Raw genomic sequence first — 17,618 nt, 5'->3', positions numbered from 1 at the left:
CCCCTTAGATTAGCAATCAACCTCAAAACTCTGTTAATTCCTATCGAATGTAGGAATAATAGTGTAATCATTTACATCAATTTCCATCAGATATTTCTTTAGTCATTATTTCTTTATTCATATAGTATTCATCTATCAGTTCACCATTTATAAATAGTGAGCCAGTTCTGATACCAGAAAAAATAAAACCTGATGACAAATACCGCTTTATTGCCAATGTGTTTTTTATTGCAACGGTTAATTCAAGTCTGCTAATTCCATTTTTCCGTGACCAATCTTGTGCTTTGTCGATTAGGGTTCTCGCTATACCTTTGTTTCTATACTCCTTTTTTACTCCAAGAGCAATAGAACCCAAATGCCTGTTTCTATTGAATACTCCTCTAGAGATAACAATAAATCCAACAATGTTTTTGTTATCTTCGCATATTAACATTTGCCTGTCTTTTCCAAATCCTTTTATTATATCCGCCTGTTCTTCAACACTGGTTTTTCTTTCTCCCGGTTCAAGCAACATAAATTCCGATGTGTTATCCAAATCATTAAAAAAAACAATGAGATTATTCGCGTCTTCTACGTTAATTTCTCTAAAAATAAACACCTCTTTTTCCATAGCGAATACCATATTAATGAAATTAGCATATACCATATATTACTACATACAAAAATCAATAAGATTTCGAATGATATTGCGATAATTAGTGGTGAGGCGATTGAAAAAATAACGAGGTGAAAGAAATTGGTACCTATCGCGATATTTAAAAAATTGATTTCATCACTTATGTATTTTTAATTAATTGAAATAACAGAAAAAAATCCTGTAATAAACAGGTAATTCACTATCCCATATAAACAAACAATTAAGCCTATTATCGTCCCTGTTATTAGAAACTAAGTGTAGTTTTTATTTTCATGTCTGAAAAATAAAAAGTATGCAGATATTCTCTGATCGAGATGATACTTCCTTTTATTTACCCAACATATAAATTCTTCTACACACCCCAGTGGGCGATTGAACCGGGTTAATGAGAAAAATGAGTTGGCTCATGATTCACCATGAAAAAACAAACCCCGTTATTTTTAACAACCTTTGTCAGCAACGATCCGAGGGGAACACACCAAAATGTGTTCCCCCAAAATTAATCATCTCTTTGCTGTTTATATTTCCAGCTTAGTGACCGCCCTGTTGCCAGCTCAAATACTGTTCATACTTGCGCAAAGCAATGTTGTAGTTACTGAATGCCGACTGTGACAGCTTTTCACTCAGTTTTTCCTGAATTTTCTCTGTTGTGAACTCTTTTACAGGGTAATTGCTTGAAGTGAGCAATTCATCCAAACGTCGTAAACGAACCACATACTCACGAACAGTACTATGACTCATTTCAGTCTGTTCAAACAGGTACTGTTTGAACGACATGATGTCAAAATAATCTGTCTCGCTATTGCAATAAATCTCACTGCAAAAACGACATAACGCGACAAATTTATCTTGCAGCTCATCCCAAGTCTTGTCATCAATCAACTCCGTCATCTCGGAGATGGACTCTTTGTTGATCACTTGGCCATTAAAAACCAAAGAGATACGGTCAAGAGCTTTGTGACAATGCAAGCAATGAGTTTGACTATGTTTGTAGTCTTTAATGTAACGGCTGAGCGGCCGTTTCTTTTGTGTTGTAACAGACATAAGAGATAAGCCCTGTGTGTAGTCTTAAACAAAAAACAAATAAGCAAAAAAGTTACTTTTCCGGATTTAAGCGTGCCCGCAAGCGTTTAATCGCCTGGCTGTGTAGCTGACTTATACGGGACTCCCCGACTTCAAGTACTGCGCCAATCTCTTTCAGATTAAGTTCTTCCTGATAATACAGCGTCAGAACCATTTTTTCTCGCTCAGGTAACGAATCAATAGCTTCAATTACCCGTTGACGAATGTCACTCTCCAGCAATTGTTGTAAGGGATTAGTTTCATGCCCCTCTTCAATGACAGGTTCACAGCTTTCACCATGAATTTCATGCCATTCGTCATACGAAAACAATTGACTGTTATTCGTATCTAACAGTATCTGCCGATATTCTACCAGATCAATCTTTAATTCTTTAGCAACTTCCTGCTCACTGGCTGGACGGCCTAAGTCTTGCTCAAGTTTACGGATGATTTGCGTCACTTCGCGCGCATTACGGCGCACGCTACGCGGAGCCCAATCGCGGCTCCTTAACTCATCCAACATTGCACCTCTGATGCGTTGTACCGCATAAGTGGTAAACGCGGTTCCTTGTAAGGAATCAAAACGTTCCACCGCATTTAGTAAGCCGATTCCCCCGGCCTGAAGTAGATCATCCAGCTCCACACACGCGGGTAACCTAACTTGTAGCCTTAACGCTTCATGGCGAACTAATGGTACGTAGCGCTTCCAGAGGCTGTTTTTGTCCATCACGCCTTCGGCGGTATACAAATCGCTCACAACAACAGACACCTTTGGAAAAAGAGACTAACCATCATTATCCAATCCCCTAACAAGGGCAATCGTTTGAACAATGTAGTAAAAACGCTTCTTTTTCACCTATGCGAAATTTATTGTCTGCCTAATAGTATCACAAATTTTAGGCTGTTCCTGATAAACTCCTAAAAAAGAAGGACCGGCGAGCCGATCCTTGATTTTATTTGGATTTTTATGTGAATCAGGTTCACATATTGCCCTAACTGAGCGATTAACGCAGCAGAGACATTACATTCTGAGGCACTTGGTTAGCCTGAGCCAGAACCGCAGTACCCGCTTGTTGCAGAATTTGACCACGGCTCATGTTAGACACTTCGGTCGCGTAGTCAGCATCTTCGATACGGCTACGAGCTGCGCTCAGGTTGTTAACGGTGTTGTTCAGGTTGTTAACGGTAGATTCCAGACGGTTTTGGATAGCACCCAAAGAACTGCGCAGGCTGTCAACTTTTGCCAGAGCCTTGTCCAAAGTATCCAGAGGATCTTTTGATGCTTTAGCAGTAATCTCATCGGTTGCTTTCAACTTACCATCAGCTTTGTTAATTTCTGCGCTGAAATATTTCACTTTGCCATCTGTATCGTCAGTACCTTTGACAACATATTTGCCAGGATCAACTTCACCTTTATCATTAACGGCTTTATAGAATTCTACATTTTTCAGGTCCTTAACTTTAATGTCGGCAGTGTGATCGATAGTTTTCTTCCCACCAGCACCATCGTCAACCTCTGTAATTTTATCACCGTGCGGAACTTCCTTAGAAACAGTAAATTTACCCAGTTTCAGAACCTCGCTGTCAATTTTTTCCAGATTAATTTTGATAACTTCGTTGTCGTTAGCACCAACCTGAATAGTCATTTCGTTCTTTTCACTTAGAACATGAACACCGTTAAATTGAGTCTGTTTAGAAATACGATCAATTTCCTTTAAACGCTCAGTAACTTCTTCCTGGATAGATTTGGTATCACTCGCAGAGTTGGTTTCGTTTGTCGCCTGAACAGCCAGTTCACGAATACGTTGTAAGTTGGTATTAATTTCGTTCAGCGCACCTTCGGTAGTCTGTGCAATAGAGATACCGTCGTTAGCGTTACGTGCCGCCTGGGTCAAACCTCTAACATTTGCAGTGAAACGGTTAGCGATCGCTTGACCAGCTGCGTCATCCTTCGCGCTGTTGATACGCAGGCCAGAAGACAGACGCTCGATAGCGCTACCCAAAGTACCCTGGGATCTATTCAGGTTATTCTGAGTCAGCTGGGAGAGGATGTTAGTTCCGATGACTTGTGCCATAGTTAGAGTTCCTTTTTAAAATCAAGTCGATATATAAGTTTGGGGTTTACCCACGGTGTTCATCACCGCCAACAGTTTTATCGGCGCCCCTCAAAGAACCTTTAATTTTTCTTGAAAAAACTTTTTCTTTTTTATCACATTGCCTTGATAAGCCAAACAGCGTCGGTTCTTCACGACTATTCCTACCATAGAAAAATTATTTTTATTAGTAAACTTTTCTAAAAACTTACCGATAACCGGTTCAATAAAGATTTACTAATAAAGGAGTCAATAAATGGCTAGCATTTCTTCATTAGGCGCCGGATCGGGGATGGATTTGGGCTCTATATTGGATAAACTTCAGGCAGCAGAACAAAAGCGTTTAGTCCCTCTGACACAGCAACAAACCAGTTATAAAGGTAAGCTAACCGCTTTTGGTACGTTAAAAGGCAGTTTAGAAAAGCTGGAAACCGCGTCTGAGTCACTGAAAAAGTTCGATAAACTTAATACAACCACTGCCAGCGAAAAACATGATGCATTCGTTGCCAGTACTGATTCTAAAGCCAGTCCAGGTAACTACAGTATTGAAGTTAAACAATTGGCACAGGCGCAATCATTACAGACAGAAAAAGTTCGTAATATCAAAGAGCATATCGGTGAATCTTTGGGCGAAGGTAAAACCCGGACAATTACCATTACTCAGCCTGGCGAAAAAAAGCCGATGAAAATCGAGCTGACAGACGGACAAACATCCATTATTGAGATCCGTGATGCCATTAATAAGCAGGAAGGTAATGTCAACGCCAGTATTATTAAAGCCAAAGATGGCGAAAACTATTTAGTGCTGACGGCCAAAAAAGCGGGCACTGAATCGGTGATGACCATCACTGTTGAAGGTGATAACAAACTTAGCGAGTTTCTAAACTATCCGGGTACAACGAGTAAACTCACTCAAACGGTTGAAGCGAAAAATGCGAAATTGACCGTCAACAAAATCGAAATTGAGCGTCAGACAAACCATATTACCGATGCACCCGAAGGCGTTAAGCTGGATCTGAAAAAAACGACTGAGGATAAAGATAAACCAGGGGAACATAAGCCAGAAATACTGGTCATATCCCGTGATATTGAGCCGATGAAAGAGGCGATTAAAAATTGGGTTGATGCTTATAATGAATTACAAACGACATTTGATTCACTGACCAAATTTAAGCCAGTAAAACAGGGTGAAGAACCGTCGAAAGATAATGGCGCTTTATTAGGCGACAGCACATTACGCGGAATACAGAATCAACTAAGAGGCCAGATTTTCAGCTCTCAGGCGGCTAATGATATTCCAACCCTGAATAAACTGGGCATTAAACAAAAGCCTGACGGTAAGCTGGAAATTGATAACGAAAAACTGGAAAAAAATCTAAAAGAAAAGCCGGCTAATGTGAAAGCGTTCTTTATGGGTGACGGTAAAGAAACGGGTTTTGCCACTCAGACACATAAGCTATTAAAAACTGCACTGGATAGTCATGAAGGTACTTTAGTTACCGCGACTAATGGCATTAACAAGCGTCTAAAAAACCTTGATCAACAAGTAGACAGGACGAAACAGAATATTAACGAAACAATTGAACGTTATAAACGCCAATTTTCACAACTGGATAAAATGGTCTCTTCTTTGGGAAAAACCGGTAACTTCCTCTCACAATTACAGAAAATGAGATAATTAAAGGAAATTATGTATCAACGTTCGGCAAGTCAATTATATGCCCAGATAGATATGGAGAGCGAAATTATGAACGCCTCCCCCTATCAGTTGATTCAGATTTTGTTCAACGGGGCGCTTAGCGCCCTGCGTCGAGCAATTATTCTGATGGAACAAGGTAATATCGCGGAAAAAGGCGCAGCTATTTCCAAAGCGATCAATATCATCGATAATGGCCTCAAACAAGGGTTAGATAATGAAAAAGGTGGAGAGCTGGCACACAATCTCGCTTCCCTTTATGACTATATGACCCAACGTTTACTCCACGCTAATTTACGCAATGATGAGCCAGCCATTACCGAAGTAATAAAGTTACTCACCGAGATTTCAGACGCTTGGCGGCAAATTGGCCCTCATTACAACGCCAGTCAGGATATTGTTTAATGGATAATAAAATGGATCTTTTGTCAGCTTACCAACAGATCCTAAGTTTAAGTGAGCAAATGCTTAATTTAGCTAAAAATGAAAAATGGGATGAACTTGTTGATATGGAAATCACCTACCTCAAAGCAGTAGAAGTGATCAGCCACTCTTCAATATCATCGACGACTTCTCTTTCGTTACAGCAAAAAATGACCAACATTTTGCAGATAATTTTAGATAATGAAAATGAGATTAAAAAACTACTACAGAAAAGACTTGATGAATTAAGTAAACTCATCAAACAAGCAAGCCAACAGCAATTAGTAAATGATAGCTACGGCCAATTCCCTGTTGAACCCTATCATAATACCCTTATGAACTCTACGGAACAAAAGTAATTGAGAAATAAAGGTGATGTACTCTCATCACCATTATTTACTTGTTTTGTGAGCTTGGTTTAGGATGTATTGATTTCAATTCAGATTATAAGGAATAGATAAGAAATCTTGGTGATTAAATTGCGTCTATTGAACATGAAAATCTTAACTTTATCTTGTGTTTATTAAGGATAAATACAATTTTCATCATAAGCTTCCCAATATCCACGAAGAGAAATAACTTCTCATCAGAAAAAATGTAAATTGGATTTAACTTGTGACAACAGATACGAAAAAGGCCGCTATAAAGCAGCCTTAAAATGTTTTAATACAGCATTAAATTAAAAATATGGCTATTTATTTAAATTAATCATCAAAAAAATCGAATTCAATTTCAAAGGTTTTACCGACTGATGAAACAAATAATTCTTCTAACGCTGATGAACCTTCAGTCTGCTTATACAATAGAGTACTAGAATAATATATTTCAGCCACTCCTAAGTCATATTCTTTATTTAAACATTTGATGATTAATCTTTTTGAACCAAGTTGCTCTTTAATTTCACTAGAATTATTTTTTTCATCAATAACAAAGAAAGGTGGCGGAGAAATATTAGAATGAACCACACTGAATTCTCTAATATTTTTTGGAATTAATGTATTATTACTAATTTCTTCCCACTTTCCCATACTATAATCATTGGTAGTACCATGTATATCAGCATAACCGAAATACTGGGATTTATGTTCACCGACAGTCAATCGCGCTTTCAGCTGATATGCAGGTTTGGTAGGTGGTTTTGGTTTAGGCTTCACTGTTTCTTTTACAAATTCCCAATCACAAGCCATCATATCTTCTTGCGTTGGCTGCCACGGTACAAAGTTACCGTGCTCATTGCGTAGATCAATATGCGTCAAATAATCATATTTAGTGCCAACGGCGACACCATCAACAGAGTAAGCACTACCTTCTTCTATTGTTAAATCATTCACACGAGGAGTAATAGCCAAATATACCTTTTTATCGCGCCAAACAGAACGAGCGACAAGCTTGCGTAGTTTTAATTGAATCAAAGCCCAAGAAAAAGAACCAACCGGAGCGATAACACCGTGGCATTCATATTGCTTAGGATCAAACTGGCATTCATTTTCAGGCTTAATAACCTCAGACATATTATTTCCTTATATCTATAAATAATTAAAAATTAAACCACATGATTTAACTTTTAATCTATTATTAAACATTCAGTAAATTTTTATGAATTAATGCAACCGGCATAAAACTAAGATTCAATTATAACAGGATATACCGCTCATTCTCCTTATCGTTTTTTAACACTTATCAACAAATTAACATTAACCTCAGAAATTGGAGTTGAAAATTATTATTCGAAACCGTGACACCTTAAATATTTTATTGATAATGAATTTTACTACTTTCCTAGGAAGGATTAACTAAGGAATAACAAAATGGGCAGCGCTGAAATGTGGACAGAAATGCAATCTCAACACAAAAGACCAGAAATAAAACCGATGGAATATCCTGTTTGCAGCGCCGCGGAATTTATCCACGACACTCGCGATCTGTCTTAAACTATAGACATCAATAGCTTAATATACCTACACCTGCATATTCATAATCTCCTGATAAGAAGCCACCAGCTTATTTCTTACCTGGACGCCCATTTGCAAAGCGATACTGGATTTCTGCATCTCCACCATCACATCATTCAATTCAATACCGGGTACACCCAGGGTAAAATCCTGAGTTTGTTTTGTGGCATTTAAACGTGTTTGATTAATTTTACCAATAGCCGCCGTTAGTTGACTGGCAAATCCACCCTGTAACGGCATGGGTTTTGCGATACTTGCTGCCTGTAGCGCCTGAGCCTGCATCTGTTGCAGCACGCCTTCAATTGCTTGAATTGACATAAAAACCTCGTGTTAAACCACCCTATATCCTACGCAATTCAATGCCATATTAACCCAAGGTTTATACGGCATATTTTCAGACCGCCACCCTAACATAGCCCTCTCGATCTAAAGCGGGTAATTAAAGTAAAAAGTCAGGGCTTATTGTGCCATTAAAAGATGAGTGAACAGCGAATAATGACAAAACTGAAAATAGGAAGAATTTTTTCGCTTGCGTATGGGGAGTCTGTTTTGTTACGCCACGCTTTTAGTATTCATGTTGAACAGCAAGGCAAGGATCGTCTATGAGTGCCGCAACAACCGACGTTGAAAATCAAACTAAAGGTTTCAGTGCTATCATTAACCAGATAAAAGCTGATCCTAAAGTGCCATTATTAGTTGCCGGCAGCGCAGCCGTTGCGATTGTCATTGCCCTTTTCCTGTGGTTACGCAGCCCCGATTATCGGGTGCTTTACAGTAATCTGAGCGATAAAGATGGTGGCGATATTGTCACCCAATTAACCCAATTAAATATCCCTTACCGTTTTGCCGAAAATGGCGCTGCGATCATGATCCCTGCCGAACAGGTGCATGAGACACGGCTAAGATTGGCACAACAAGGGTTGCCTAAGGGTGGAGCTGCTGGATTCGAACTACTCGATAAAGAAAAGTTTGGCATCAGCCAATTTAGTGAGCAAGTTAACTACCAAAGGGCATTGGAAGGTGAACTGTCACGCACCATTGAATCGTTGGGGCCGGTGCAAAATGCCCGTGTTCACCTGGCACTCCCCAAACCCTCGCTGTTTGTTCGTGAACAGAAATCGCCCTCAGCTTCCGTTACTGTCGGATTACTGCAAGGCCGTACTCTGGATGAAGGCCAGATAAACGCCATCGTCCATATGGTTTCCAGCAGTGTCGCTGGCTTACCACCGGGCAATGTCACCATCGTTGATCAGACCGGACGTCTATTGACCCAAGCCGATGCAACCGGGCGCGATCTCAATACCAGTCAACTGAAATACATTCAGGAAGTGGAAAATCGTTTCCAGCATCGTATCGAAGCGATTCTAACCCCGGTTGTCGGTCGTGGTAACGTTCACGCACAAGTGACGGCGCAGGTGGATTTTTCACGCCGTGAAGAGACGGCGGAAGAATATAAGCCTAATCAACCCCCTAATCAGGCTGCGGTTCGCTCAAAACAGTTGAGTGAAAGCGAGCAGAGCGGCGGCCCTCAGGTTGGCGGTATTCCCGGTGCGCTTTCCAATCAACCTAGCCCGCCGCCGAGTGCGCCGATTGATAAACCGAATGCCAAAGAGAACAATAAAAGCGACAAGAGCGATAAGAAAACATCATCCGCCGGTAACAGTAATGAGCGCATGGTGAACAATAATCGCAATAACCGCCGTGACGAAACCACAAACTATGAAGTGGACCGGACTATTCGTCATGTGCAACAGCAAGCCGGCGGTGTTGAACGCTTATCCGTCGCCGTTGTCGTCAATTATGTCACGGTAGAAGGCAAAAATGGCCCGGAAACTCAGGCGCTAACCCCTGAGCAATTGGCAAAAATAGAAGCGCTGACCAGAGAAGCGATGGGCTTTTCTAAAGAGCGTGGCGACAGTTTGAATGTGGTTAACACGCCATTTACTGAAAGCAAAGAAAATATCGAGGTTATTCCTGTCTGGCAGAACCCGGTTCTGTTGGAAAAAGCCTTCGATTTTGGCCGCTACCTGCTATTGATTCTGGCAGCATGGCTGCTGTGGCGCAAAATGGTGGTTCCTCAACTTGCCAAAAAACGCGCCGCGGAAAAAGCCGCCCTCGAAGCACAAAAAGTTCAGAAGAGACAAGTGACTGAATCTAGTGCGGAAATGGATGAAAAAACGCGCCAGAAACTGACACGTCAACGAGTCAGTGCTGAAATTCAAAGCCAACGCATTCGCGAGCTGGCAGAAAAAGATCCTCGCGTAGTGGCGCTGGTGATCCGTCAATGGATGAGTAACGAACAATGAGCCTGAACGGAACAGAAAAAAGCGCCGTCATGTTAATGACCCTGGGAGAAGATCAGGCGGCCGAGGTGTTTAAACACCTGAACTCCAGGGAAGTCCAGCAACTCAGTATCACAATGGCAGGCATGCGCCAAATCTCTAACCAGCAACTGGTGGATGTATTGGCAGAATTTGAAGAAGATGCCGGCCAGTATGCGGCCCTGAGTATCAACGCCAGTGACTATTTGCGTTCAGTGTTAATTAAAGCGCTAGGTGAAGAACGCGCCTCCAGTCTGCTTGAGGATATTCTCGAATCCCGTGAAACCACCACCGGTATTGAGACCCTCAACTTCATGGAGCCTCAAATGGCAGCCGATATGATCCGTGAAGAGCATCCACAGATTATCGCCACCATTCTGGTTCACTTAAACCGCGGACAGGCAGCCGATATCCTGACGCTGTTTGATGACAAATTACGCAACGACATCATGCTGCGTATTGCCACTTTCGGTGGCGTACAACCGGCGGCGCTGGCTGAACTGACAGAAGTGCTCAATAACCTGTTGGACGGCCAGAATCTCAAGCGCAGCAAAATGGGCGGCATTCGTACTGCGGCTGAAATTATCAACCTGATGAAAAGCCAGCAGGAAGAGAATGTCATCGAAGCTATGCGCGCCTACGACAACGAACTGGCACAAAAAATCATCGATGAAATGTTCCTGTTCGAAAACCTTATCGATGTGGATGACCGCAGTATCCAGCGCCTGTTGCAGGAAATCACCACTGACTCCCTGCTCATTGCACTGAAAGGCTGCAACCAGCAACTGCGCGATCATTTCCTCAACAATATGTCTCAACGTGCCGCAGAGATTATGCGCGATGACCTGGCAAACCGTGGTCCGGTGCGGATGTCGCAAGTGGAGAGCGAACAGAAAGCGATTCTGCTTATTGTTCGTCGTCTGGCAGAAAGCGGCGAGATTATCCTGAATGGTGGCGACGATAGCTATGTCTGATAAGTTAAACAAGGCTGACTGGCAACCCTGGAAACCAAACGAGCTGACACAGTGGGAAAAACTGCGTGCCAAACCCGAGCCCGTTGATGACTCACAGCAAGATTCTGAGCGTAATGAAATCCTTGAACAGGCGGCAATGCTGGATAACCTGAAAGAACAGGCTCGACAGGCAGGTCATGAACAGGGATTTACCGAAGGTCAAGCACAAGGTTATGAAAAAGGCTACCAAACCGGCTTAGAGGCTGGTCTGGAACAGGGACGAAAAGATGCCATTCAGCAGCAGCAACCTATCACCGAGCAATGGCAAAATCTGCTAGCGGATTTCCAACATTCACTGGAAGGACTGGACACGATCATTGCCTCCCGCTTGATGCAACTAGCACTGACCGCGGCGAAACAGATCTTAGGTCAGCCCGCGATCTGTGATGGCACTGCCCTGCTCAATCAGATCCGTGAATTTATTCAACAGGAACCGATGTTGAGCGGTAAACCCCAATTGCGGGTTCACCCACAAGATATGCCAATGGTTGAACAACAGCTAGGCAATACGCTCTCACTACACGGCTGGCGCTTACTGGCAGATAACAAGCTACATCCTGGCGGTTGTAAAATCAGCGCAGAGGAAGGCGATTTAGATGCCAGTCTGGCAACCCGCTGGCATGAGTTATGTCGGCTGGCCGCACCGGGGGAATTGTAATGACGGCAAGACTCGGGCGCTGGCTGGCGACACTGGATGCTTTTGAGAAGAAATTAGCGAAAACCTCGCCGGTTCGTCGTTATGGGCGTCTGACCAGAGCGACCGGGCTGGTTATGGAAGCAACAGGTTTACATCTGCCTCTGGGGGCAACCTGTCTGATCGAACGACAAAATGGCAGCAATATTGAAGAAGTTGAAAGTGAAGTTGTCGGTTTTAATGGCGAAAAACTTCTTCTCATGCCACTGGAAGATCTGGAAGGCATTGTACCCGGCGCCCGGGTATACGCCCGTCCGTACAGCGAAGATTGCGGCAGTGGCCGCCAGTTACCCCTTGGCCCGGAACTGTTAGGACGGGTTTTGGATGGCGCCGGTCGTCCACTGGATGGTTTTCCTTCACCGGATACCGGCTATCGCGCTCCACTCACCACACCGCCAATCAATCCTCTACAACGTACGCCAATCAGTGACGTACTGGATGTCGGCGTGCGGGCGATTAATGCCCTGCTGACCGTAGGTCGCGGGCAGCGTATGGGGTTGTTTGCCGGTTCCGGGGTCGGTAAAAGTGTCCTGCTTGGCATGATGGCCCGTTACACACAGGCTGATGTGATTGTCGTCGGCTTGATCGGTGAACGTGGCCGCGAAGTTAAAGACTTCATTGAAAACATCCTTGGCGCCGCTGGCTTAGCTCGTTCAGTGGTTGTCGCCGCACCCGCCGATATCTCGCCTCTGTTGCGCATGCAAGGCGCCTCCTACGCCACCCGTATCGCCGAAGATTTTCGTGATCGGGGTAAACATGTATTGCTGATTATGGATTCATTGACCCGTTACAGTATGGCGCAACGTGAAATTGCCCTGGCAATTGGCGAGCCTCCGGCAACCAAAGGTTATCCGCCTTCGGTTTTCGCCAAACTGCCAGCGCTTGTGGAACGTGCAGGGAATGGGGTAAACGGTGGCGGCTCAATTACCGCGTTCTATACCGTACTCACCGAAGGTGATGATCAACAAGACCCGATAGCCGATGCTGCCCGAGCAATTCTGGATGGTCATATCGTCCTTTCCCGTTCGCTGGCAGAATCAGGACATTACCCGGCCATTGATATTGAAGCCTCTATCAGCCGCGCGATGACCTCACTCATTGATAAGCAACACTACCGACGGGTACAGCAGTTCAAACAACTACTCGCAAGCTATCAACGTAACCGTGATCTGATTAACGTCGGTGCTTATGCGGCTGGCAGTGATCCGCTACTGGACAAAGCCATTGAACTTTATCCCTACATGGCGCAATTTCTACAACAAGATATTGAAGAACGTAGTGAATATGAAGCGGCCTGCATTCAATTACAACAGTTGTTACCTACGTAACGTAACGATTTCTGTGTGTTGCCATTAAAGCGAGGAATAAGATGCAGCAACAATCACCTCTCATGACCTTGCGTGACCTAGCACAAAATGCAGTGGAAAAAGCCGCCACTCATCTGGCGCAAGTTCGTCAGAACCATCAGCAAATGGAGCAACAACTCGCAGCATTGATGGGCTATCAGGATGAGTATCGGGAACGCCTGAACGATACGTTGAGTAACGGTATGCCGTGCACCACCTGGCAAAATTATCAGCAATTCATGAAAACGCTGGAAAAAGCGATTGAGCAGCACAAATTACAGCTCAATCAATGGCAACAGCGGCTTGATACAGCTTTATCACAGTGGCGGGAAAAACAACAACGCCTCAATGCTTTCGATACTTTGCAACAACGGGCAGATAACAACCGAAGATTACATCAGAACAGAACGGAGCAGAAACAGATGGATGAGTATGCCCAACGTAGCGCACAACGGAGAAATAAATAATGAATCTCACTCTTTTGCCTGCCGACCTGAAACCGACAGAAAACCAACCAGCACGTAGTGATTCACTCACTGATGCCGATCAGCCTTCGGCTTTTGCTCAGTTTCTTAATTTGGAAAATGAACTGGCGCAAAAAAGTGCGCTCAAACCAGAAAAAGCGTCATCCAAGGAAGAAGAGACTAAAGATGATACAGACAACGGTTTGTCGCCACTATTATCTATTTCCAACGAACTATCCATTTCAAATGAACTATCGATCTCAAACGAATTATCTATCCCACATGAAATACCAACGGAGTTTATTACCTCCTCGCAGATTCCCTTCGATGTAAAAACAGATGCAAACAAACAAACGGTTCCTGTTGATGAGAAACTTATGTCAGCGGAAGAACTGGCGGCAAGTTTACCCATACAATTATCCGGGTTAGCCATCAAATCAGAAAACCCGAAAAGCGGCCTCCAACCTGACAGGCTCATCAAGCATAATGATAAAAACCGTCAAATTAGCGCTCAAGAATTAGTCGCCACAGGATTATCGACTGAGGAAAACCCTCTGACAACGATTCCAGAACAGCTAAAACAGGAAGCAGAAAAAGCGGAAATGCTTTTTAAAGCCAAACCTGAAAACGGACTGGTGCAACATTCGCCAGTAAAACCCAAGCTTGCCTCAGCAGCTATTCAACACGGTATTCAACCTGAAAGTGCAACGCAAAATCATCTACGCGAATCCGCACTGATTCAGACTACCGCTCAAGCTGAGATCCAGCACGCACCAGCCGCCACTGAAAATCAGCAAATCTCCTCTGTAACAACCTCTCCCCTACTCTCCGCAGGGCACAATCAGACAGCCCAGTTTCAATTATCCAGCGCCTCTACCCCTTTACTGAATGCCCAGTTGGGTAGTGAAGAGTGGCAACAACAATTAAACCAGCAAATTATTTTGTTCAATCGCAACGGCCTGCAACAAGCAGAGTTACGCCTGCATCCACAAGAGCTAGGAGCCTTGCAAATCCGTATGTCCATTGAAGATAATCAAGCGCAATTACATCTGGCATCGGCTCACAGCCATGTCCGGGCGGCACTGGAAGCTGCATTACCTGGACTTCGCCACGCACTGGCGGAAAGCGGCATTCAACTGACCCAAAGCAGTGTCGGCAGTGATAACGCCAGTCCGTGGCAACAAGAACAACGCTCTGGTTCACAACATTCAGGCGGAACCGCAAGTCACAATGCTGACACCGCCTCAGAAAACCATTCCGCTACTGAATCCACCGTACATTTAACCCCTCATCAACTGGCGTCAGTACGGGGCGGTGTGGACATTTTCGCCTGATAGTGAGTGCAGCCAACAAAGAGGTAACTTGAAAGATAACGGGTATAAACCAGATTCACAACAAACGAACGAGTTAGTAGTTTTTTCCCCGTTTGTTCCAGCTATTGCCGACGGAAATACGCGGGATAATGATTATCGATATTGATGGATAAGTCAGTCCACCACGGAACGCGAGGACACTTATCCGCAACAAAAACAGGAATTTGTCTGTCCATGTCTGACTATAGCTACGAGCATAAACGCAAAAATCCATTTGGGATGATACTGTTAGTACTGATTGCCGTTATCGGCGTCGCCATCGGGGGATACAGTTGGTGGGCGCTTAAACAGGCAAAAGAGAGTGATTCTACAGCATCCAAAGTCATAAAAGTCCCTGTCTTTATGACTCTGGAACCTTTCACCGTCAACCTGATCGACAATGAAGATCACTTTGACCGAGTGCTCTATATCGGCGTGACTTTACGTTTAGCCGATGAAAAAACTCGTCAGCGCTTCCACGAGTATCTGCCGGAAGTTCGTAGTCGTATGTTGTTACTACTATCACGCCAGAAATCGGCAGATCTGGCGCATGACAGCGGTAAATTGCGTCTGATGGACGACATCAAGCAAACACTTCGCCCAACCTTGGTGCCCGGTGAGCCGGATCAGGTCATCACCGATGTGCTGTTTACCACGTTTATTCTGCGATAATCACCATGAGTGACAATATTCTTTCACAGGCAGAGATTGATGCTCTGCTCAATGGCGACAGCGCCAGTGACGACGCAGAAAATACCGCGTCCAAGGAAAATGAGATTCGCCCTTATGATCCCAATACCCAACGCCGTGTTATTCGGGAACGTCTGCAAGCACTGGAAATTATTAATGAACGCTTTGCCCGTCAGTTCAGAATGGGGTTGTTTAACATGCTCCGCCGTAGTCCTGACATTACCGTCGGCGCAATAAAAATTCAGCCCTATCATGAATTCGCCCGTAATTTGGCAGTACCGACCAACCTTAATCTGGTTCATCTAAAACCGTTGAGAGGGACAGCGCTGTTTGCATTCGCCCCAAGTCTGGTTTACATCGCGGTAGATAACCTGTTTGGTGGTGACGGACGTTTCCCGACCAAAGTAGAAGGCCGTGAATTCACCCACACTGAGCAACGAGTGATTAACCGGATGTTACGCATGGCGCTGGATTCCTATCGTGACGCCTGGAGCGCCATCTTCAAAATTGAAGTGGAATACATTCGCTCTGAAATGCAGGTGAAATTCACCAACATTACGACATCACCGAACGATATTGTGGTGACAACGCCGTTTCAAGTGGAAATTGGCGCGTTGAGTGGTGAATTTAACATCTGTATTCCGTTTGCCATGATCGAACCCCTACGGGAACGCCTGACCAATCCACCGCTGGACAATGTGCGGCAAGAAGACAGCCTGTGGCGGGAAAGTCTGGTAAAACAGGTTCAACATTCTGAGCTGGAATTGATCGCTAACTTTGCTGATATCCCGCTGAGGCTGTCAAAAATCTTGCAACTTCAACCGGGCGATATCTTACCTATCGATAAACCCGAACGCCTGATCGTTCACGTCGATGGCGTGCCCGTACTCACCAGTCAGTACGGAACATTAAACGGGCAATATGCCCTGCGTGTCGAACATCTTATTAACCCTGTTTTAAATGCTCTGGATGAGGAAAAGCCCAATGAGTGATGCTAAGCAACCCACAGATACCGCTGCAACCGGATCTGCCGAAGATATGTGGGCAGAAGCTCTGGAACAACAGGCCGCACAACAACAAACCTCTGACAGTAGCGCGGCAATATTTGAATCTCTGGAGCCTCAGGATACACTGGCTCACCTATCGGATATCGACCTGATTCTGGATATTCCGGTCAAACTATCCGTAGAGTTGGGCCGGACCAAAATGACCATCAAACAGCTACTGAGACTATCTCAAGGCTCCGTGGTTTCCCTTGATGGCCTTGCCGGGGAGCCGTTGGATATTTTAATCAATGGATATCTGATTGCTCAGGGTGAAGTTGTGGTTGTATCCGATAAATACGGTATTCGTATCACCGATATCATCACCCCTTCTGAACGTATGCGTCGCCTGAGTCGTTAATATGGCTTTCCAGCCCTCTCTGCATAATGGCGCGGCACAACCTGCCGCGCAAACCCAAGCGGTTACTCAAGTCGCCACATCCGCGCCGCTTCCCACAGGTCAGACGCTGATGCAAGTCAGCAGCGCGCTGGCGGGAGTGTTGCTGTTAATCTTCACCCTCACTTGGTTAATACGCCGCATGGGGCTGTTTGCCAACAAAGGAAAAAGCCAGCAACAATTAAGTATCAAAGCCAGTTGTTCTCTGGGACAGCGTGAACGCGTCGTCATTGTGGAAGTTGAAGATAACTGGTTGGTTCTGGGCGTCACTGCTCAGCAAATTAATTTATTACACCAGATGCCAATACCTGAATCCAGCCGGGATAACGCCGAAGGACAAGTTATAAAACCGGCACTGTTTGGTCAGATTTTAAAAAACACGCTGATGCGACAAGGCAAGAATGATGAGAAAAAGTAGTTCTCTCTTTATGACAA

20 protein-coding genes are annotated in these 17,618 nt (G+C 44.3%); 14 read left to right on the top strand and 6 right to left on the bottom strand.

Annotated elements, in window-relative coordinates; translation table 11 throughout:
• Positions 1–76: 76 nt before the first annotated feature.
• From EAE93_RS02130 to EAE93_RS02115, 4 genes are all read right to left on the bottom strand, one after another.
• Positions 77–610 carry a GNAT family N-acetyltransferase gene (locus EAE93_RS02130; RefSeq protein ID WP_181147768.1) on the bottom strand — a complete coding sequence of 178 codons (534 nt, stop codon included), beginning with the start codon at positions 608–610 and terminating at the stop codon, positions 77–79.
• A 558-nt stretch (positions 611–1,168) separates the two neighbouring features.
• The gene (gene fliZ, locus EAE93_RS02125; RefSeq protein WP_011146218.1) at positions 1,169–1,681 is read right to left on the bottom strand and encodes a flagella biosynthesis regulatory protein FliZ; all 513 of its coding nucleotides are present in this window, start codon (positions 1,679–1,681) and stop codon (positions 1,169–1,171) included.
• A gap of 52 nt (positions 1,682–1,733) precedes the next feature.
• Positions 1,734–2,456, bottom strand: coding sequence for an RNA polymerase sigma factor FliA (locus EAE93_RS02120; RefSeq protein ID WP_036807546.1), 723 nt, complete (start codon positions 2,454–2,456; stop codon positions 1,734–1,736).
• A gap of 247 nt (positions 2,457–2,703) precedes the next feature.
• Positions 2,704–3,774: a FliC/FljB family flagellin gene (locus EAE93_RS02115; protein ID WP_214038976.1), complete on the bottom strand. Its 1,071-nt coding sequence runs from the start codon at positions 3,772–3,774 to the stop codon at positions 2,704–2,706.
• A gap of 274 nt (positions 3,775–4,048) precedes the next feature.
• Here EAE93_RS02115 and fliD point away from each other — a divergent pair, with 274 nt between their 5' ends.
• The 3 genes from fliD to fliT are packed head-to-tail and all read left to right on the top strand — an operon-like array spanning position 4,049 to position 6,270.
• Positions 4,049–5,470: a flagellar filament capping protein FliD gene (fliD, locus tag EAE93_RS02110; RefSeq protein ID WP_040151359.1), complete on the top strand. Its 1,422-nt coding sequence runs from the start codon at positions 4,049–4,051 to the stop codon at positions 5,468–5,470.
• A 12-nt stretch (positions 5,471–5,482) separates the two neighbouring features.
• A complete protein-coding gene (fliS, locus tag EAE93_RS02105) occupies positions 5,483–5,893 on the top strand; it encodes a flagellar export chaperone FliS (protein ID WP_036807537.1) in 411 nt (136 codons plus the stop codon).
• Positions 5,893–6,270 (top strand): flagella biosynthesis regulatory protein FliT, encoded by a 378-nt coding sequence (fliT, locus tag EAE93_RS02100; protein ID WP_036807533.1) that lies wholly within the window; start codon positions 5,893–5,895, stop codon positions 6,268–6,270. The genes fliS and fliT overlap by 1 nt, the downstream gene beginning before the upstream one ends.
• A gap of 345 nt (positions 6,271–6,615) precedes the next feature.
• Here the strand turns inward: fliT and EAE93_RS02095 are convergent, their stop codons facing one another.
• Positions 6,616–7,422 (bottom strand): DUF2829 domain-containing protein, encoded by an 807-nt coding sequence (locus tag EAE93_RS02095; RefSeq protein WP_214038975.1) that lies wholly within the window; start codon positions 7,420–7,422, stop codon positions 6,616–6,618.
• Between the two features lie 297 nt (positions 7,423–7,719).
• Here EAE93_RS02095 and EAE93_RS02090 point away from each other — a divergent pair, with 297 nt between their 5' ends.
• The gene (locus EAE93_RS02090; RefSeq protein WP_214038974.1) at positions 7,720–7,842 is read left to right on the top strand and encodes a type II toxin-antitoxin system MqsA family antitoxin; all 123 of its coding nucleotides are present in this window, start codon (positions 7,720–7,722) and stop codon (positions 7,840–7,842) included.
• A 27-nt stretch (positions 7,843–7,869) separates the two neighbouring features.
• Here the strand turns inward: EAE93_RS02090 and fliE are convergent, their stop codons facing one another.
• A complete protein-coding gene (gene fliE / locus EAE93_RS02085) occupies positions 7,870–8,181 on the bottom strand; it encodes a flagellar hook-basal body complex protein FliE (protein ID WP_036807524.1) in 312 nt (103 codons plus the stop codon).
• A 284-nt stretch (positions 8,182–8,465) separates the two neighbouring features.
• On the opposite strand from fliE, the gene fliF reads away from it, so the two are divergent.
• The 10 genes from fliF to fliO all read left to right on the top strand — a co-directional run bounded on the left by fliF (position 8,466) and on the right by fliO (position 17,601).
• Positions 8,466–10,169 (top strand): flagellar basal-body MS-ring/collar protein FliF, encoded by a 1,704-nt coding sequence (gene fliF, locus EAE93_RS02080; RefSeq protein WP_214038973.1) that lies wholly within the window; start codon positions 8,466–8,468, stop codon positions 10,167–10,169.
• A complete protein-coding gene (fliG, locus tag EAE93_RS02075; RefSeq protein ID WP_214038972.1) occupies positions 10,166–11,158 on the top strand; it encodes a flagellar motor switch protein FliG in 993 nt (330 codons plus the stop codon). The genes fliF and fliG overlap by 4 nt, the downstream gene beginning before the upstream one ends.
• Complete coding sequence (fliH, locus tag EAE93_RS02070; RefSeq protein ID WP_105395737.1) at positions 11,151–11,855, top strand: flagellar assembly protein FliH; 705 nt, start codon at positions 11,151–11,153, stop codon at positions 11,853–11,855. The genes fliG and fliH overlap by 8 nt, the downstream gene beginning before the upstream one ends.
• On the top strand, positions 11,855–13,219 hold the full coding sequence (gene fliI / locus EAE93_RS02065) for a flagellar protein export ATPase FliI (protein ID WP_036783283.1): 1,365 nt from the start codon (positions 11,855–11,857) through the stop codon (positions 13,217–13,219). The genes fliH and fliI overlap by 1 nt, the downstream gene beginning before the upstream one ends.
• A gap of 41 nt (positions 13,220–13,260) precedes the next feature.
• Entirely contained in the window at positions 13,261–13,704 is a 444-nt protein-coding gene (gene fliJ / locus EAE93_RS02060) for a flagellar export protein FliJ (RefSeq protein WP_046393985.1), read from the top strand.
• Positions 13,704–15,035, top strand: a complete 1,332-nt coding sequence (locus EAE93_RS02055; RefSeq protein WP_214038971.1) for a flagellar hook-length control protein FliK — start codon at positions 13,704–13,706, stop codon at positions 15,033–15,035. The genes fliJ and EAE93_RS02055 overlap by 1 nt, the downstream gene beginning before the upstream one ends.
• A 213-nt stretch (positions 15,036–15,248) precedes the next feature.
• Entirely contained in the window at positions 15,249–15,725 is a 477-nt protein-coding gene (gene fliL / locus EAE93_RS02050; protein ID WP_036807505.1) for a flagellar basal body-associated protein FliL, read from the top strand.
• 5 nt (positions 15,726–15,730) lie between these two features.
• Complete coding sequence (gene fliM, locus EAE93_RS02045) at positions 15,731–16,735, top strand: flagellar motor switch protein FliM (RefSeq protein WP_036807502.1); 1,005 nt, start codon at positions 15,731–15,733, stop codon at positions 16,733–16,735.
• Complete coding sequence (gene fliN, locus EAE93_RS02040) at positions 16,728–17,147, top strand: flagellar motor switch protein FliN (protein WP_036807499.1); 420 nt, start codon at positions 16,728–16,730, stop codon at positions 17,145–17,147. The genes fliM and fliN overlap by 8 nt, the downstream gene beginning before the upstream one ends.
• A 1-nt stretch (position 17,148) precedes the next feature.
• Positions 17,149–17,601 carry a flagellar biosynthetic protein FliO gene (gene fliO / locus EAE93_RS02035; RefSeq protein WP_214038970.1) on the top strand — a complete coding sequence of 151 codons (453 nt, stop codon included), beginning with the start codon at positions 17,149–17,151 and terminating at the stop codon, positions 17,599–17,601.
• The last annotated feature ends 17 nt before the right edge of the window (positions 17,602–17,618 follow it).

Source organism: Photorhabdus akhurstii (genome assembly GCF_018448925.1).
Taxonomy (GTDB): Bacteria; Pseudomonadota; Gammaproteobacteria; order Enterobacterales; family Enterobacteriaceae; genus Photorhabdus; species Photorhabdus akhurstii.
Note: the sequence above shows the minus strand (reverse complement) of the source record. Positions and strands in the feature narration are given on the sequence as shown.

What these genes read in the sequence shown, in the direction of transcription:
- EAE93_RS02130 (WP_181147768.1), bottom strand. Translation starts at nt 610, where the DNA reads ATGGAAAAAGAGGTGTTTATTTTTAGAGAAATTAACGTAGAAGACGCG.
- fliZ (WP_011146218.1), bottom strand. Translation starts at nt 1,681, where the DNA reads ATGTCTGTTACAACACAAAAGAAACGGCCGCTCAGCCGTTACATTAAA.
- EAE93_RS02115 (WP_214038976.1), bottom strand. Translation starts at nt 3,774, where the DNA reads ATGGCACAAGTCATCGGAACTAACATCCTCTCCCAGCTGACTCAGAAT.
- fliD (WP_040151359.1), top strand. Translation starts at nt 4,049, where the DNA reads ATGGCTAGCATTTCTTCATTAGGCGCCGGATCGGGGATGGATTTGGGC.
- fliS (WP_036807537.1), top strand. Translation starts at nt 5,483, where the DNA reads ATGTATCAACGTTCGGCAAGTCAATTATATGCCCAGATAGATATGGAG.
- fliT (WP_036807533.1), top strand. Translation starts at nt 5,893, where the DNA reads ATGGATAATAAAATGGATCTTTTGTCAGCTTACCAACAGATCCTAAGT.
- EAE93_RS02095 (WP_214038975.1), bottom strand. Translation starts at nt 7,422, where the DNA reads ATGTCTGAGGTTATTAAGCCTGAAAATGAATGCCAGTTTGATCCTAAG.
- EAE93_RS02090 (WP_214038974.1), top strand. Translation starts at nt 7,720, where the DNA reads ATGGGCAGCGCTGAAATGTGGACAGAAATGCAATCTCAACACAAAAGA.
- fliE (WP_036807524.1), bottom strand. Translation starts at nt 8,181, where the DNA reads ATGTCAATTCAAGCAATTGAAGGCGTGCTGCAACAGATGCAGGCTCAG.
- fliF (WP_214038973.1), top strand. Translation starts at nt 8,466, where the DNA reads ATGAGTGCCGCAACAACCGACGTTGAAAATCAAACTAAAGGTTTCAGT.
- fliG (WP_214038972.1), top strand. Translation starts at nt 10,166, where the DNA reads ATGAGCCTGAACGGAACAGAAAAAAGCGCCGTCATGTTAATGACCCTG.
- fliH (WP_105395737.1), top strand. Translation starts at nt 11,151, where the DNA reads ATGTCTGATAAGTTAAACAAGGCTGACTGGCAACCCTGGAAACCAAAC.
- fliI (WP_036783283.1), top strand. Translation starts at nt 11,855, where the DNA reads ATGACGGCAAGACTCGGGCGCTGGCTGGCGACACTGGATGCTTTTGAG.
- fliJ (WP_046393985.1), top strand. Translation starts at nt 13,261, where the DNA reads ATGCAGCAACAATCACCTCTCATGACCTTGCGTGACCTAGCACAAAAT.
- EAE93_RS02055 (WP_214038971.1), top strand. Translation starts at nt 13,704, where the DNA reads ATGAATCTCACTCTTTTGCCTGCCGACCTGAAACCGACAGAAAACCAA.
- fliL (WP_036807505.1), top strand. Translation starts at nt 15,249, where the DNA reads ATGTCTGACTATAGCTACGAGCATAAACGCAAAAATCCATTTGGGATG.
- fliM (WP_036807502.1), top strand. Translation starts at nt 15,731, where the DNA reads ATGAGTGACAATATTCTTTCACAGGCAGAGATTGATGCTCTGCTCAAT.
- fliN (WP_036807499.1), top strand. Translation starts at nt 16,728, where the DNA reads ATGAGTGATGCTAAGCAACCCACAGATACCGCTGCAACCGGATCTGCC.
- fliO (WP_214038970.1), top strand. Translation starts at nt 17,149, where the DNA reads ATGGCTTTCCAGCCCTCTCTGCATAATGGCGCGGCACAACCTGCCGCG.